This is a genomic window from Psychroflexus aestuariivivens (genome assembly GCF_004010055.1).
Lineage (GTDB): Bacteria > Bacteroidota > Bacteroidia > Flavobacteriales > Flavobacteriaceae > Psychroflexus > Psychroflexus aestuariivivens.
This window is the reverse complement of the sequence record NZ_RQVT01000001.1, coordinates 106,981-122,943: the sequence shown is the minus strand read 5'-3', so window position 1 is coordinate 122,943 and position 15,963 is coordinate 106,981. Positions and strand designations below refer to the sequence as shown.

The following is a 15,963-nucleotide window of genomic DNA, read 5'->3' as shown; positions in this document are numbered from 1 at the left end:
AATTCGAAAAAATAATTTATGTCTATAAAAAACCCACTATTACAAGATTTTGACCATCCACCATTTTCTAAAATAAAAAACGAGCATTTCCAACCTGCTTTTGAAAAAGCTTTAGAAATGGCGCGTGCAGATATTCAAAAAATCACTGAAAATTCTGATTCACCCAATTTTGAAAACACGATAGAAGCCTTAGAATTTTCAGGTGAAAAACTAGATAGAGTTGCCAGTATATTTTTCAATTTGAATTCTGCTGAAACCAATCCAGAGATTCAAAAAATTGCTCAGGAAGTTTCACCAAAACTAAGCGAATTCAATAATGATTTGCTGTTGAATGAAGCTTTATTTGAAAAAATCAAGCACGTTTTTGAAAATCAATCCGATTTCAAATTGAATCACGAACAAGAACGTTTGTTGGATAAAGTTTACAAGAATTTCACCAGAAATGGCGCAAATTTAGACAGCGAAAAACAGACAGAATTAAGAGAAATCGATAAGAAATTAGCCAAATTATCACTCACTTTTGGCGAAAATGTTTTGGCTGAAACCAACAATTTCGAACTTCATATCACTGATGATAAAGAATTGGAAGGCATTCCAGAATCTGTCAAAGAATCTGCCGCAGAATTGGCGAAAAGCAAAGATAAGTCAAACTTTATTTTGACTTTGGACTTTCCGACTTTTCTGCCAGTGATGAAGTTTGCCAAAAACAGAGAACTTCGTGAAACTATGCTGAAAGGTTTTGGTTCCAAAGCCTTCAAAGACAATGAATATAATAATGAAACCATTGTTTTAGAAATTTCAAAGTTGAGATTCCAACGCGCGCAATTGCTTGGTTTTGAAAACCATGCTGATTTTGTACTGCAAGAACGCATGGCAAAATCTGAAACTAAAGTTCAGAAATTTTTGGATGATATTTTGGTGAAAGCCAAACCAGCAGCCAAAAAAGAATTTGATGAATTGGCAGATTTTGCGCTCAAAACCGATAATATTCAGTCGTTTCAGAAATGGGACAATGCGTTTTACACAGAAAAACTAAAGCAAGCAAAATTCGATTTGGACGAAGCAAAGCTGAAGCCATATTTTGAACTTAATAATGTAATTGATGGCATGTTCAAAATTGCGAATATGTTATATGGATTGCAATTTGAAAAATCTTCAGAAATAGACGTTTACCATGAAGATGTCGTGACATATAAAGTGAAAGATGAAGAGAATTCGTACTTAGCGACACTTTATGCAGATTTCCATCCAAGAGCTGGAAAACGCGATGGTGCTTGGATGACGATTTATAAAAATCAGTTTAAGAAATCTGGAAACAATGAACGCCCGCAAGTGTCGATTGTTTGTAATTTCACAAAACCTACTCAAAAACAACCTTCTTTATTGACTTTCAACGAAGTGACAACTTTGTTTCATGAATTTGGTCATGCGCTTCACGCTATGAACGCCAACACCACTTATCCGTCGCTTTCTGGCGCATCTGTGTATTGGGATTTTGTAGAACTGCCAAGCCAACTGATGGAAAATTGGTGTTACGAAAAAGAAGCTTTGGAATTGTTTGCCAAACACTATGAAACCGATGAAGTGATTCCTCAGGAATTTATAGACAAAATCAGAAAATCCGCCAATTTCATGGAAGGTATGCAAACCATACGGCAAGTTAGTTTTGGAAAACTAGATATGGCGTGGCATGCAATAAATCCTAAAGATGTTGAAGATGTAAAAGCGCATGAAGTTGAAGCTTTTAAAGCGACAGATTTGTTTCCAGATATTTCTACAAACTGCATGAGTACGGCTTTTGGACATATTTTTCAAGGTGGTTACAGCGCTGGATATTATTCTTACAAATGGGCGGAAGTTTTGGATGCTGATGCTTTTGAATATTTTAAAAGCCAAGGTATCTTCAACAAAAAAGTAGCACAAAGTTTTAAAGAAAATATCCTTATGCAAGGCGGCACCGTAGATCCAATGGAACTTTATGAAAAATTCCGCGGACAAAAGCCAAATCCAGATGCGCTTCTCAAACGCGCTGGCTTGTTGAAAGTTTAGTATTTAATCTAGTTTTATAAAATTCAAAAGCCTTAAACTTTAGGAGTTTAAGGCTTTTGAATTATGAAACATCAAATATTTTACTTTTTCAAATAAATACCTTTGCCATTTTCTATGCTAATTTGACGGTTTTTATAAAGCGTACCAATTGCTTTTTTAAAAGCTTTTTTGCTTAAATGTACCGTGTCGTAAATCAATTCTGGTTTGGATTTGTCGTGAATTGGCAAAAATCTATCTTCACTGGTTTCTAATTTGTCCAAAATCTTTTGTGCATTTGGTTCAATGCCACGATAGCCAGGTCGTTGCAGAGAAACGTCAATTTTGTTGTCAGGGCGAATTTTCTTAATCACGCCTTTCAATCGGTCGCCGGTTTTTAATTCCTGAAAAACCTCATCTTTATAGAGCAAACCAAGATGAATCTCATTTATAATTACATTGAAACCCATATCTGTAGGATTGGTCACAATCAAATCGACTTCGTCAAAATGTTCGACAGTTAGAATGCTATTGTCTACAAATTTATTCACTCGACTGGACGCCACCAAACGATTGGTTTCTTCATCCAAATAGCAAAAAATCAGGTAGCTTTCAGCAGGAATCATTTTATAGGCTTGCTCGATATGTGGCACGAAAAGGTGTTTTTCCAAACCCCAGTCCAAAAAAGCGCCAAAATCGTTGCTATCTGCACATTTTAAATAGGCGAATTCATCCAACATGACTTTCGGCTCCAAAGTTGTTGCGACTGGACGTTCGTCAAAATCTAAATACACAAAAACTTCCAATTTATCACCGATTTCAAAATGACTGGGTTTATACTTATTTGGAAGCAAGACTTCATCACCAGCTTCGTTTTTCAAAAACAAACCCGGTGGCGTATCGCGATCTATGGTTAAATTGTGTTTTAGGCCTAATTCTAACATTGAAATTTTTATTTGTTGCAAAAATACTGAAATTAGAACTGGAATTCTTAAATTTTTAAATTGAATTCATTTAAGATAGGAATTTGAAAACTATTCTAAGACTTGATTGAAATCAATTCGTTCCTTCAGAAAATGAAAATAATTCAATAAAACTTCATCATTGACGGTTCTAGGCGTGAAAATTTCTAGCAACTGAGGTTGATGGTTTGTTTCAAAAAAATTATCCAAAGCAGTTTCAACTTCAGCTTTAGAAGATGCTGTTCTGTAGTTGAATCCATACATGTTACAAAGTTGCTTAGCTTTTAGATTGTGGGTGGTTTCAAAGTATTTTTCAAAATATTCTGTTTGTTTATTTCCTGGCAAAATTCTAAAAATTCCACCGCCTGTATTGTTTAAAAGAATAATTTTAAAATTCTTCGGAATATAATTGTTCCATAACGCATTAGAATCGTAGAAAAAACTCAAATCTCCAGTCACCAAAGTCGTTGGTTCGCCACTTGCCACCGCGTAACCAATCGCTGTTGAAGTACTGCCATCAATGCCGCTCGTACCACGATTTGCAAAAGATTTTATCAGTTTTTTGGAATCGAATAAATTTGCATATCGGATGCTGGAGCTGTTCGCAAAATGTACGATTTCATCTTTTGGTAATGCTTCAAAAAGACTGTAATACACCGCAAAATCACAAAATGGAATTTCAGATTCATATTGTATTCTAGCCGTTAATGTTTCTTTTCGAATGGCATTCCAAGTGTCAAAATAATTGGATTTTGGAGATTTCAATTTTGGAATTGCTTGTCCAAAAAAATGATTGACGGTAGTTTTGAAATGTTTTTTTAAACAAAAGAATGTATCATTTGCCTCAAGTGGATCAATGTGAAAATGTTGTTCGGGTTGAAAATCTCGCAAACATTTTTTGATTTTTTTCGACACAATCAAACCGCCTAAAGTGATCAACAAATCCGGTTGAAATGCTTCAAATAAAGCTTCTCGATTCTCATATTTTTCCATTGGCGCAATGATGGCGTCAATATTGGTGAAAAAATTTTTATGTGAAATATTAGACGTGATTTCTGTCATCACAATAACGGAATCATCTTGGGCTAAAAATTCTAAAATTTCAGGCGCAATAATTTCATCTAAATTCAGACCGACTAGCACTAATTTTTTTTCAGCAGAATTCCAAGCGGTTTCAAAAGTATTGAAATCAATTTCTGCATTTATTTTTGGTAAATCCGGTAGGTTTGGGATTTCAACAGTTTGTATTTCTGAAATGTGATACAAGGGTTCGTCAAAAGGCGCATTGATGTGAACTGGACCTTGATTTAGATTGGCAATTTGCAAAGCTTTATGTGTTTCATTTGCATTAAATTGCTGCAATTCGGAATCTGAATTTTCATGAAAATCGCCTTTCAAATTAGCTGAATACAAAATATGATTGGCAAACACATTTTTCTGTCGAATGGTTTGTCCATCACCAACATCTATGAGGTGTTCTGGACGATCTGCAGAAATAACAACCAAAGGCAAATTGCTATAAAAAGCTTCAGAAACCGCTGGGTAATAATTCAGCAAAGCTGAACCCGAAGTACAAACAACTGCCACTGCAGAATTCAATCGTTGGGTCATTCCTAAAGCAAAAAAAGCCGCACAACGTTCGTCAACAATGCTGTAAGCTTTAATTTCTGGATGATTCGCCATTGAAATCGTCAAAGGCGCATTTCTCGATCCTGGAGAAATTACGATATGCTTGATGTTGTTTTTAACACAAATTTCAGTGATAATTTGTGCAGACGGAATTGAAGAATAAATGTGCTTCATACGACAAAAATACTGGCATTCTGCCAAATTCAAATGCTAGAAAGTAAATTCTTATAGCACTTTTAACATGGTTTGAGATTTATGAACGGTTTCCTCCCACTCGGCTTCAGCTTGACTATCTTTGGTAATTCCGCCACCGACATAAATTTTAATTTTGTTGTCTTGAAAAGACATACACCGCAAATTCACAAACAATTCGGTTGAAGATAAAATTGAAGCATAAGCTTGGTTTTCCTGATTTCGAGCCCTTTCTGAACGTTTTATTTCATTTTTCATATTGATTTCACCAAAATATCCTGTGTAAAATTGTCGGTTGTAACCTTCATGATCCAACAAATAATAATAGGCAGAATCTTTTGGTAAACCGCAAACTGCTGGCGTGGGATGCAAAGATTTTAAAATATCATTGAATTTAGTACGGTCAATAAAAGTAGCAACATCCGTTCTTAAATGCAGTAAATCTCCAGCTTGGACAGTTTCACGTTCGGAAACCAAAATATCGCTAGTGTTGTGTTTCAATGAATTTACAATTTCGTCAACAACAATTTGTTGCTCGTCTATTTCTTTATCGGTCCAATCTTTGGAATCTTTTACTGAACGCGTTCCAGCAAGTGCCATGGTTTCTAATTTATTGCGTTTCAGATTCGCTAAAATTTCTGGCGAAGCGCCCAACCACAACCCAACTTTGGGATGAAACCAAATGTAAGTCATCGCATCTGGGTATTTTTTCAATAAGCGTAGAAAAATCTGTCCCAAATCTTTCATTTCATAATCCATAGAAATATATCTGGACAAAACTGCTTTTATGAATTTTTTATCCTGAATCTGATTGACACAATCTTCAACTAGTTTTTGATATTTTTCCTGATCAGCATTAGAAATTTTGTAATCACCTTTATTGAATTCAACAGATTCCAGATCTATTTCTTTCAACTGAAAAGTTTTAAATTCAGCATTAGAAATAGGAAAAAAAACAGATTCAGATTTCATATTGAATGGTGCAAATAAAAATCCAGCATCATCAAAATCTTGAATGTTTTGTAAAGATTCAGAATTTGGTAAAATCATTTTAACTAATTTGTCGTGTGGTTTGTGATACACAACAAAAGGTTTCTGCGATTGGTATCGAGAATTTATATCTTTCTGTAAACTCATTTTTTCGGTTTTGGTAATGCAATTGTGGTCAGTTTTACCGCAGAAATCAACCTTTCGTCTTCGTCTGTAAGTTTGATATCCCAAACTTGAGTTGTACGTCCTTTATGGATAAATTGGGCTTTGGCAAACACAAAACCCGAAGCGATGCTTCTAATGTGATTGGCGGAAATTTCCAAACCGCGGATTATAAAGTTTTCCGCATCCAAAAAAACAAAACACGCGGCACTGCCTACGCTTTCTGCTAATGCAACCATTGCGCCGCCATGTAAAACGCCATCTGGTTGATGAACTTTTGGTGTGACTGGCATTTTGGCAATTAGAAAATCTTCACCGACATCGATATAACTGATGTCTAAAGTTTGCATTAATGTATTTTCTGTAAAAGCATTACAGCGATCTAAAATTTCAGTTTTTGAAAGGTTCATTACGATAAATTATGAAATGTAAAAATACAAAAGCTATTGAGCTAAGCGACAAAATTAATATGGCTTTAGAGTTTTGACCAAAATTCTATCTAAATTGCTTTAATTTGCACACTAAAATCCGATTAATTTTGAGCCTAGAACATCAAGTCAGTTACCAAACGACTAATACTTACAGCACTTTAAATGAATTGACAAATCAAACTAAAAATGTTTGGATTGCTTGTCATGGCATTGGTTTTTTGAGTAAATATTTTATCAAATATTTTGAAGATTTAAATCCTAAGGAAAATTATATTATCGCTCCACAAGCGCCATCAAAATACTACCAAACCAAAGCTTACAAATACGTTGGTGCTTCCTGGCTCACTAAAGAACACACTAAATTAGAGACTGAAAATATTTTGAATTATTTAGATGCTGTTTTAGCAAATGAAAATATTCCTGAAGACAAACATTTGATTCTGATGGGATTTTCTCAAGGGGTTTCTGTGATTACGCGCTGGATGGCAAAACGGAAGATTCCCGCCGATCGTTTGGTCATTCATTCAGGCAGTATTCCAGATGAATTCCACGCTAAAGATTTTAGTCATAAGAAAAACCTGAAAGTAGATTACATTTATGGTTTAAATGATGAATATCTAAATGAAGAAAAATTGAATTCACAAATTGAAATCACTGAAAATATTTTTCCACATAAACCTGAAATTCATACTTTTGATGGCAAACATGTGATGAATTCAGAATTGTTGAAACATATTTCTGAAAATGTTCAGAGTTAATCAGGAGAACAGTATTTATTCCTAAATTTTAAATTTGCAATTAACCAGAATCAGCTATACTTTTATAAATCCGAGTTTGTCAAAATTGTTTTTGATTCGTAGTATACTGGTATTCCTAAGATATTCCTTTTTAAAGTTCCATGAACAATGTATTCAGGTTTTATATTGGATTCATCGTTTTTGGTAATAAGAGATTCAAATTCCCAAGTATAACCACTTATGAGACCAGTTAAATAAGTACTACTTTCAATTGTAATATATTTTTCTTGGTCTACAACGTATTCTAAAGTCATTTCGATATTGAAAGTCAAATTATCCACGAGAACGAACTGTTCCAACTTTGTGTTATACTTTGATTTGTAATCATTTGCAATAATAATTTTTTTTGTGTTTTTTTCTGAAATCGAAGCTGAGATTAGTTGAGCCACGCCAATACTCATGATAGCAATTGAGATAATTTTAAATCGTGTTTTAAATACTTTTCTACCTTTGGTTATAAACCCAATAATCAGATACAAAAAATATACAAGTATTAATACGTTTAAAATCGACCAAATTAAATGTATCATAGATTAAAATACTTTTGAACCTAATATTCTATCGCTAAAATTTCAATAGATTTTGTTTCAGTGCCGAGCGAAAATTCAAACGAGTTACCAACTTTATGACCTGTCATCGATTTTGCAATTGGTGAAGTAAAAGCGATTTTTTTCTGTTTGACATCAGCTTCATCCACGCCAACAATTTGAAATTCCTGTTTGTTAGCATTCATTCTAAAAGTCACTTTTGCACCGAATCTAACTTCATCTTGCGGTTGATCTTTCGGCTGAATAAGTTGCGCCGAGTTCAACCGATCTTGAAGTAATTTTAACTTGCCATCTATGACTGTCAGCGCTCTTCTTCGCTCAGTATCATCGTCAACATTCAACTCTGAACGCGATTGTTGAAGTTCAGTTTTTTCGTTCTCCAACATGTCTAAACCTTTAGGCGTAACATAATTAATTTGACCCTCAGGTAAAGCTGCTCTTGGCGGTATTATCGGCGCTTCTTCTTGATCACTTTCTTTTACAAAACCTCTGCTCATATTCTTTATTTACATAAAATCAAGATTTAATATAAGTAAAAATAAAGACATTAACTTATATAATTCCAAATTGTAGTGTCTTTAAACAGATTTCTGAAAGTGATGTTGATATTTTTGTGCTCTGGTAATTTGAAATTTGGATCGGCTTTAATGACGTGTTGTGCGTAACTTCTAGCGATTTTCAAAATCTGATTGTCTTTTACTAAATCTGCGATTTTCAAATCCAAAATGCCGCTTTGTTGAGTTCCCATTAAATTGCCTGGACCACGTAATTTCAAATCGACTTCTGCAATTTTAAAACCATCGTTGGTTGCCGTCATGGTTTCCATTCGGGTTCGGCCTTCGTTGCTTAATTTTTTGCCAGTGATAAGAATACAATAACTTTGTTCTGCGCCACGCCCTACTCGACCACGCAATTGGTGAAGCTGAGACAGGCCAAATCGTTCTGCACTTTCTATAATCATCAAACTGGCATTTGGCACATTTACACCGACTTCTATTACGGTTGTTGCTACCATAATTTGCGTTATCCCTTGGACAAATCTGTCCATTTCATAAGCTTTGTCTTCAGGTTTCATTTTGCCATGAACAATTGAAATTTGATATTTTGGTTTAGGAAATTCGCGTTCAATGCTGGCGTAACCGTCCATCAAATCTTTATAATCGAAATTGGCTGATTCTTCAATTAAAGGATAAACCACATAAACTTGTCGACCTTTTCCGATTTCATCTTTGATAAATCGAAACACTTTCAATCGGTTGCTATCGTAACGATGAACTGTCTTGACAGGTTTTCTACCGGGCGGCAATTCATCTATGACGGAAATATCTAAATCGCCATACAAACTCATAGCTAGAGTTCTTGGAATTGGCGTTGCCGTCATCACTAAAACATGTGGCGGTAATGTATTTTTCTTCCAAAGTTTGGCACGTTGAGCCACGCCAAAACGATGTTGTTCATCTATAACTGCAAACCCTAGATTTTTGAAAACGACTTTGTCTTCAATCAACGCATGTGTGCCAATCAATATATGGAGTTCTCCATTTTCTAATTTTTCATGTAAAATTTTACGATTTTTCTTTTTTGTAGAACCTGTTAAGAGAGCAACTTCAACATTCATGGCTTCACACAATTCTGAAATCCCTTCGTAATGTTGTGTTGCTAGAATTTCTGTTGGTGCCATCAAACAGGCCTGAAATCCGTTATCCAAAGCCATCAACATGCTCATCAATGCCACAATGGTTTTTCCTGAACCCACATCGCCTTGTAAAAGTCGATTCATTTGAGCATTACTACCCAAGTCTTTTCTAATTTCTTTCAGTACTTTTTTCTGCGCGTTAGTCAATTCAAACGGCAACACGTTTTTGTAGAAATCATTAAAATAATCGCCAACTTGTTCAAATCTAAAACCTTTAATTTTTGATTTATGAACTGCATTTTTTCGCAAAAGCTGAAGTTGAATGTAAAAAAACTCTTCAAATTTCAATCGAAATTGTGCTTTGGCTAAATTTTCTGAAGAAGTTGGAAAATGAATATTAAAAACAGATTCCGCTTTAGGCATCAGTTTCAAATCTGATATAATATTGTCGGATAACGTCTCATGAATTTGTTTGCCGTAAGATTTCAACAATTCAAAAACCAAACTACTCATCATTTTATTGGAAATGCCACGTTTGTTTAATTTTTCGGTTGAAGGATAAACTGGTTGCATTTTGACATTCGATTTTTGCTGATGTTCAGACAACAATTCAATATCTGGATGAGGCATAGAAAACGTGCCTTTGAAATAATTCAGCTTTCCAAAAATTACGTAAGGCACATTTGTTTTTAGATTTTCTAAAATCCACTTATGTCCGCGAAACCAAACCAACTCCATCGTTCCGGTATCGTCGTAAAACTCAGCAACCAAACGTTTTCCACGTTTCATCGGAACAGATTTTACACTGGAAATTTTACCTAAAATTTGAACTTCTGCACTATTGTTTTGTAAATCTTTAATCTTATAATATTGAGATTTATCAATATATCTAAACGGAAAAAATTCCAACAAGTCTTGAAATGTATGAATTTGCAACTCCGTTTTCAGCAAATCTGCACGTTGCGGACCGACACCTTTTAGGTAAACGATTGGAGTTTGAAGCGTTTTAGAATTCATGAAACGAATATAGTATAATTCAAAAAAAATTTACAAATCTTCCTTCTAAAAACGAAAAAAGCTGCTTCAAAATGAAACAGCTTTGATTAATTTTAAAATTAAAAATTAATCGTCGTATTTATCAGAATAACGTTGATACAATTCCGTTTGATGAGTTTCTAAACTGATGTTTCTACCTTGGATAAATGCTTGAATCAATTTGTTTGTTTTCATGTCTAAAGCATCGCCTTCACTGATAAATAACGTAGCATCTTTGCCCACTTCCAAACTTCCAATTTGATTGTCTACACCAAGAATTTTAGCTGTATTCAGCGTAATCATTTGCAAGGCAATTTCTTTATCTAAACCAAAAGCCGCAGCGGTTCCGGCATAAAATGGTAAATTTCTGGAATTCATACGTTCCATGCTTCCGCTGCCTTCCAAAGCGACCAAAACACCTGCATCATGAAGTATTTTGGGTAATTTGTATGGTAAATCGTAGTCATCGTCTTCAAAAGTTGGTGTAGAATGCACACGCTGAATCAATACTGAAATATTTTCGGATTTCAATAATTTGGCAAGTTTATGACTTTGATAAGCGCCGACAATCGTCAATTGATCAAAATTCATTTGTTTCTTAAAACTAATCACATCTTGAATTTCTTTTTCACCATCAACATGAACAAATAATGATTTAGAACCCTCAAAAAGGCCCTGCATGGCTTCAAATTCTAAATCTTTTTCATCTGAATTGTAGACTTTCGCATTTTGAAAATATGTAATCAGGTTTTCAACTTCTGAATCATATTTTTTATTTTGTTCAAAAGGACGTTCTGCATCATACCAACTGCCGCTTCTTTTGAAACTGCTTGGCCAATTCAAATGAATGCCATCGTCTTCCTTGATGATTGCATCTTCCCAGTTCCAAGCATCGAAATGAACAATGGAAGAGGTTCCTGAAATTCGTCCGCCACGAGGCGCGATTTGTCCCATCAACACCCCATTTGGTCGCATACTTTCTACAATTTTACTTTCTGTGTTATACGCAATGATACTTCTTACATGTGGTAACATTTTACCCAATTCATCTTCATCATCCGTAGCTTTTACCGCATCGATTTCAACTAAACCTAAAGTGGCATTTGGCGCAATGAAACCAGGATAAATGTGATTGTTTTCTGCTGAAATTTGTTTCCCTTTTGCCTGAGTTTTATCGGTTCCTACATAAGTAATTTTTCCATTATCAAAAACAATAACGGCATCTTCTATCACTTCGCCATTGCCAATGTGAGCCGTTCCACCTACAATTGAAATTGTTTCATTTTGCTCTGGAGCTGGCGTTTGTTGCGCCATTGTCGAAATTGAAATCAACAAGGCGATTAGAATCTGTATGGTATTTGAAAAATTTTTCATTTTATTCGTGTGTATGGTTGAGTTCATCTAAACTATCGCAATGCAAAAATTCTTTTTCTTTCTTTTTGATCGGTTGTGTTTTTAAACCTTTGTTTTTTGCTTTCATCATTTTGTTAATGAGAAAATTTCGCTCCTCTTTTATAGATTCCCTCATGGCTAAATCTTTCTCTAAATCGAAGTAAATTTGACCTTCAATCATAGTTTTTTCTGGTTTTGCATAAACTGAAAGCGGATGCACATTCCATAACACAAGATCGGCATCTTTACCTACTTTGATACTACCGACTCGATCTTCAATATGCAATAATTTGGCAGGGTTTAATGTTACAAATTTCCAAGCTTCATCTTCTGAAACATCACCATATTTAATGGTTTTGGCGGCTTCTTGATTCAATCTTCGAATCATTTCGCCATCATCACTATTTATCGCAACAGTGATTCCTTGATTGTGCATGATTGCCGCATTAAATGGAATTGCATCATTAACCTCGTATTTGTAAGCCCACCAATCGCTGAAGGTGGACGCGCCAGCGCCGTGTGCTTTCATTTTGTCAGCAACTTTATAACCTTCTAAAATGTGCGTAAACGTGTTGACTGTAAAACCAAATTGTTCAGCCACTTTCATCAACATATTGATTTCACTTTGAACGTAAGAATGACAACTGATAAAACGTTCGCCATTGATGATTTCCAGTAAAGTTTCCATTTCTTCGTCTTTACGGTATGTTTCACCAGAATTCTTTTTGTGTTCATATTCTTTGGCTCTTGTAAAATAATCTATAAACACCTGCTCTACGCCCATTCTACTTTGTGGAAAACGAGAATTTCCGCCCCAGTTGGACTGCTTCACATTTTCACCCAAAGCGAATTTGATGAATTTTGGAGAATTGTCGTAAATCATATCTTCAGCATCTTCGCCCCATTTTAATTTTAAAATGGCAGATTGACCACCAATTGGATTGGCAGAACCGTGTAGTAACTGAACGCTAGTCACACCACCAGCTAAAGCTCTATAAATGCTTATATCGTCGGGATTGACAGCGTCTTCCATTGTGACTTCCGCAGAAGAATTATGACCGCCTTCATTGACAGAACTAGCTGCAATATGTGAATGTTCATCCACGATTCCAGCTGTTAAATATTTACCTTCACCTTCAATGACTTCAGCGCGACGGTCGTTTAGGTTTCGATCGATTTTTTCGATTTTTCCGTCGATCACCAAAACATCCGTATTTTCTAAAGTTCCTTCGGATTCTCCAGTGATTACCGTGGCGTTTTTAATCAAAAGTCGATGGGATTCTTTGGTTTTATCTTTTAAACCATAAGCCATATTTGGATATCTGACGTTCAAAAGTTTTGCATCACTTTCATCCTCTTTTTCTTCATCTTTATCCTCATCTTTATCTTCACTTTCTTTATTTGTAGCTATAGTTGCTGTGAATTTAGTTTCATCGCCATTTGGTAAAATAGCTTTCCCTGAAATTGCTTTATTTGATGTGTCAATTTTAGAGGTCAGCAAAACATATTTGTCGCTGTCTTTGTCGGTTTCAGTGAGAATAAGGTTTAACCAGCCTTTTTCATAAGTTAATTTGCTGCCTAATTTCAAAGTGTCTTGCTTAACTTCAGCAGAATATTTTTCAGCTTCATTTTTGATGTTTAGTTCGTAGGTTTCACCTTCAAAAGTTAAGTTGTATTGACCTGAAATATCTATAACATCGATGTCTTCGAAAATATGGCGTTCACCTTGTACCCAATTTTCATAGATTTTGAAATCATCTTCAAATAAAGCTTTCGATGAGATGAAAAAGTTTGCTATTTTACCTTTTTCCAAAGTTCCGAGTTGGTCAGATTTACCGATAATTTCTGCAGGAACTTCGGTTAAAGCAGCTAAAGCTAAATTTTTATCCAAACCTAAATCGATAGATTTTCTAAGATTTTTCAAAAGTTCATCTGGAGACTCCAAACCTTTGCTTGTGAATGCAAAAGTAATGTCATTGTCAGCTAAAATCTTTGGATTAGCAGGTGCGTGATGCCAATGTCTCATCTCTGATAATGACAAGTAGTCTCTCAAATGCGGATTTTCTACATCGAAAGCCTCTGGAAAATCTAAAGGCAAAATGAATTTTGCTTTGGTATCTTTAATCTCTTGAACACGTTTATATTCATCTCCACTACCAATTATTGTGTATTGAACGCCAAACTGATCTCCAATTTTGTCAGCACGCAAAGCATTTAAATAATTATCAACATTAAAAATTTGTGGTAAATTTTTATTGCCAATAAAAGCTTCAATTGCTAAATCTTTGTTGTCAATCAAACCGTTTTGATAAGCTTCGGTATCCAAATAAAACTGTCTTAGCAAAGCTGTGAAACCCATAATAGAGCTTGGATAGGCTTGTCGAGATTGTTTGCTTTTGTCAAACGCAAAATATTGTGCAGAATGTTTAGACAGTAAATTTTCATTCACATTTTCACTTTCGTTCAATGCAAATAAAGCTGAAGTTCCTCTTACAAAGCCATCTGTAATGTGCGTGTTGACGACACCAAAACCTGATTTTCTTAGTTTTTCAGCTTCAGAATCATCGAATTCAAAATGAGAAATGGCGTTTTGGTCTGGTCTAACGTGGTCATTCCAATAATAACCTTTTCGGTTTGGATCGTATTGGGGTTGAGATTGTCTTGGTGCAGATTCAATCTTTTTGATTCCGAAATCAGAATAAACCTCGATAAATGATGGATAAATATGCTTTCCTTTAGCATCAATTTTAATTGTGTTTTCAGGTAATTTTACTGATTTCCCAACATCTATTATTTTACCATTTTTAAACAAAATCGTCGCATATTCAATAGTTTTTTTTGATGATACGTGAATCGTTGCCGAATGCAAAGCCACGAAATTTTCAGATTTGGTTTTTACCGCTTGACTATCGGGAAAATAGTCCTGAGAGGAGGCTAAAAAACCAATAAAAAATAATAAAATTAAAACATTGTGTTTCATTGAAATTGATTTTAGTTATTCAAAAATATTAAAGCTTTTATGGTAGTTCACAAGTAAAGCAACAACATAATTATAGCTATCCATACCTTTCGGTTGGTTGTTGATTTTTAGATAATTACCATACATCATTTCCATAAATAGTTCAATAGGACCACGATACTTATCCCAAAAACCCTGAACTTCTTTATAATTCTTCATTACCCCAGGATTCAATTCAGAAATTAGAACTTGAGATAATTCAGGGTCACTTTTATAAATATCAGTTAGACTATATTTTAAGGCAAAAGTTAAACCCGAATATCTCACATGTGGGTTTTTATCATGAATACTTAAAATTGACGCAATAAAATTGGCTTCATTTTCTTTGGAATAGCCTAATTGATGGCCGATTTCATGAGCAATCGATGTTGGTAATTTATAAGTTGGTATTTTGTAATTATACTGCGCTTCATTTGTAAATGGATTTACGTAACCACTGAATCCTGCATATGAAAGTGGTAAAGAAAATAATGAAGGCTTTACATTTTCTCTTTCATATTTGAAATGAAACTTTTCGTTTTCAAAATTTTGATAAGCATCAAAAACTAAATCTTGCAACTCTTTTTGTTTAAAATTGAAGTCGACTTTAGTTGAATCGTGACTAACTAATTTTCGATGTGCAATATTGGTTCTTTGAATCAATTCACATGTAAAATCTACCAATTCAGTTTTAGAATATTCTGTTCCAATCTTTAAATTTTTATGTAAAGGCAATCTATAGTAATTCAAACCCCAAAAGAAATGGAATAAGAAGTAAAATACAGACAAAAATGCCAATACTTCTAACAACTTGATTTTGAAATTTTTGAATTTATTTCGAAAAAGTTTGAAAATCCAGAATAAAATCCAAATAACTATAAAAGCGTATAATAAATCACCAAATGAAAATGGAATCCAGGACAGTAAGAAATGTTGAGTTTTGGAGATGACAAAAAACAGATTTTGGCTATAATATTGTTCAATAAATTTAGGAAATAATTTCAATATCGAAATCAACGCAATTTGGATAGGTAATAAAATAGCTAAAAATTTGAGTGTGAAATGTTTCAAAACTGAATTTAGTTAAAGTTGAAAACCAATGATAAATTGGAATTTTATTATTCATGAAAATTAAATTCAAACTTAACCAAAAATCTGAAATACTC

At 34.3% G+C, this 15,963-nt stretch carries 12 protein-coding genes; 2 read left to right on the top strand and 10 right to left on the bottom strand.

Going from position 1 to position 15,963, the window contains the following annotated elements; genetic code table 11:
• Window positions 1–18 precede the first annotated feature (18 nt).
• The gene (locus tag EIG86_RS00525) at window positions 19–2,049 is read left to right on the top strand and encodes a M3 family metallopeptidase (protein ID WP_127844204.1); all 2,031 of its coding nucleotides are present in this window, start codon (window positions 19–21) and stop codon (window positions 2,047–2,049) included.
• A gap of 80 nt (window positions 2,050–2,129) precedes the next feature.
• On the opposite strand, the gene EIG86_RS00520 is transcribed toward EIG86_RS00525, so the two are convergent.
• The 4 genes from EIG86_RS00520 to EIG86_RS00505 form a co-directional block, all read right to left on the bottom strand.
• Window positions 2,130–2,969 (bottom strand): CvfB family protein, encoded by an 840-nt coding sequence (locus EIG86_RS00520; RefSeq protein WP_127844203.1) that lies wholly within the window; start codon window positions 2,967–2,969, stop codon window positions 2,130–2,132.
• Between the two features lie 90 nt (window positions 2,970–3,059).
• Window positions 3,060–4,790 carry a 2-succinyl-5-enolpyruvyl-6-hydroxy-3-cyclohexene-1-carboxylic-acid synthase gene (gene menD / locus EIG86_RS00515; RefSeq protein ID WP_127844202.1) on the bottom strand — a complete coding sequence of 577 codons (1,731 nt, stop codon included), beginning with the start codon at window positions 4,788–4,790 and terminating at the stop codon, window positions 3,060–3,062.
• 51 nt (window positions 4,791–4,841) lie between these two features.
• Window positions 4,842–5,945 (bottom strand): chorismate-binding protein, encoded by a 1,104-nt coding sequence (locus EIG86_RS00510; RefSeq protein WP_127844201.1) that lies wholly within the window; start codon window positions 5,943–5,945, stop codon window positions 4,842–4,844.
• Window positions 5,942–6,370, bottom strand: a complete 429-nt coding sequence (locus tag EIG86_RS00505; protein WP_127844200.1) for a PaaI family thioesterase — start codon at window positions 6,368–6,370, stop codon at window positions 5,942–5,944. The genes EIG86_RS00510 and EIG86_RS00505 overlap by 4 nt, the downstream gene beginning before the upstream one ends.
• 128 nt (window positions 6,371–6,498) lie before the next feature.
• On the opposite strand from EIG86_RS00505, the gene EIG86_RS00500 reads away from it, so the two are divergent.
• Entirely contained in the window at window positions 6,499–7,149 is a 651-nt protein-coding gene (locus EIG86_RS00500) for an alpha/beta hydrolase (protein WP_127844199.1), read from the top strand.
• A gap of 62 nt (window positions 7,150–7,211) precedes the next feature.
• Here EIG86_RS00500 and EIG86_RS00495 read toward each other — a convergent pair whose 3' ends face one another.
• The 6 genes from EIG86_RS00495 to EIG86_RS00470 form a co-directional block, all read right to left on the bottom strand.
• The gene (locus tag EIG86_RS00495; protein ID WP_127844198.1) at window positions 7,212–7,718 is read right to left on the bottom strand and encodes a hypothetical protein; all 507 of its coding nucleotides are present in this window, start codon (window positions 7,716–7,718) and stop codon (window positions 7,212–7,214) included.
• 20 nt (window positions 7,719–7,738) lie between these two features.
• Entirely contained in the window at window positions 7,739–8,233 is a 495-nt protein-coding gene (locus tag EIG86_RS00490) for a GreA/GreB family elongation factor (protein WP_127844197.1), read from the bottom strand.
• A gap of 50 nt (window positions 8,234–8,283) precedes the next feature.
• Window positions 8,284–10,389 carry an ATP-dependent DNA helicase RecG gene (recG, locus tag EIG86_RS00485; RefSeq protein ID WP_127844196.1) on the bottom strand — a complete coding sequence of 702 codons (2,106 nt, stop codon included), beginning with the start codon at window positions 10,387–10,389 and terminating at the stop codon, window positions 8,284–8,286.
• A gap of 105 nt (window positions 10,390–10,494) precedes the next feature.
• Window positions 10,495–11,781, bottom strand: a complete 1,287-nt coding sequence (locus EIG86_RS00480; protein ID WP_127844195.1) for an amidohydrolase family protein — start codon at window positions 11,779–11,781, stop codon at window positions 10,495–10,497.
• A gap of 1 nt (window position 11,782) precedes the next feature.
• Complete coding sequence (locus tag EIG86_RS00475; RefSeq protein ID WP_127844194.1) at window positions 11,783–14,779, bottom strand: amidohydrolase family protein; 2,997 nt, start codon at window positions 14,777–14,779, stop codon at window positions 11,783–11,785.
• Window positions 14,780–14,794: 15 nt separating this feature from the next.
• Complete coding sequence (locus EIG86_RS00470; protein WP_127844193.1) at window positions 14,795–15,868, bottom strand: DUF3810 domain-containing protein; 1,074 nt, start codon at window positions 15,866–15,868, stop codon at window positions 14,795–14,797.
• Window positions 15,869–15,963: the final 95 nt, after the last annotated feature.

Excerpts from the sequence above, each read along its gene's own strand:
- EIG86_RS00475 (WP_127844194.1), bottom strand. The coding sequence starts at position 14,779 with ATGAAACACAATGTTTTAATTTTATTATTTTTTATTGGTTTTTTAGCC.
- EIG86_RS00525 (WP_127844204.1), top strand. The coding sequence starts at position 19 with ATGTCTATAAAAAACCCACTATTACAAGATTTTGACCATCCACCATTT.
- menD (WP_127844202.1), bottom strand. The coding sequence starts at position 4,790 with ATGAAGCACATTTATTCTTCAATTCCGTCTGCACAAATTATCACTGAA.
- EIG86_RS00495 (WP_127844198.1), bottom strand. The coding sequence starts at position 7,718 with ATGATACATTTAATTTGGTCGATTTTAAACGTATTAATACTTGTATAT.
- EIG86_RS00505 (WP_127844200.1), bottom strand. The coding sequence starts at position 6,370 with ATGAACCTTTCAAAAACTGAAATTTTAGATCGCTGTAATGCTTTTACA.
- EIG86_RS00510 (WP_127844201.1), bottom strand. The coding sequence starts at position 5,945 with ATGAGTTTACAGAAAGATATAAATTCTCGATACCAATCGCAGAAACCT.
- EIG86_RS00480 (WP_127844195.1), bottom strand. The coding sequence starts at position 11,781 with ATGAAAAATTTTTCAAATACCATACAGATTCTAATCGCCTTGTTGATT.
- EIG86_RS00520 (WP_127844203.1), bottom strand. The coding sequence starts at position 2,969 with ATGTTAGAATTAGGCCTAAAACACAATTTAACCATAGATCGCGATACG.
- recG (WP_127844196.1), bottom strand. The coding sequence starts at position 10,389 with ATGAATTCTAAAACGCTTCAAACTCCAATCGTTTACCTAAAAGGTGTC.
- EIG86_RS00490 (WP_127844197.1), bottom strand. The coding sequence starts at position 8,233 with ATGAGCAGAGGTTTTGTAAAAGAAAGTGATCAAGAAGAAGCGCCGATA.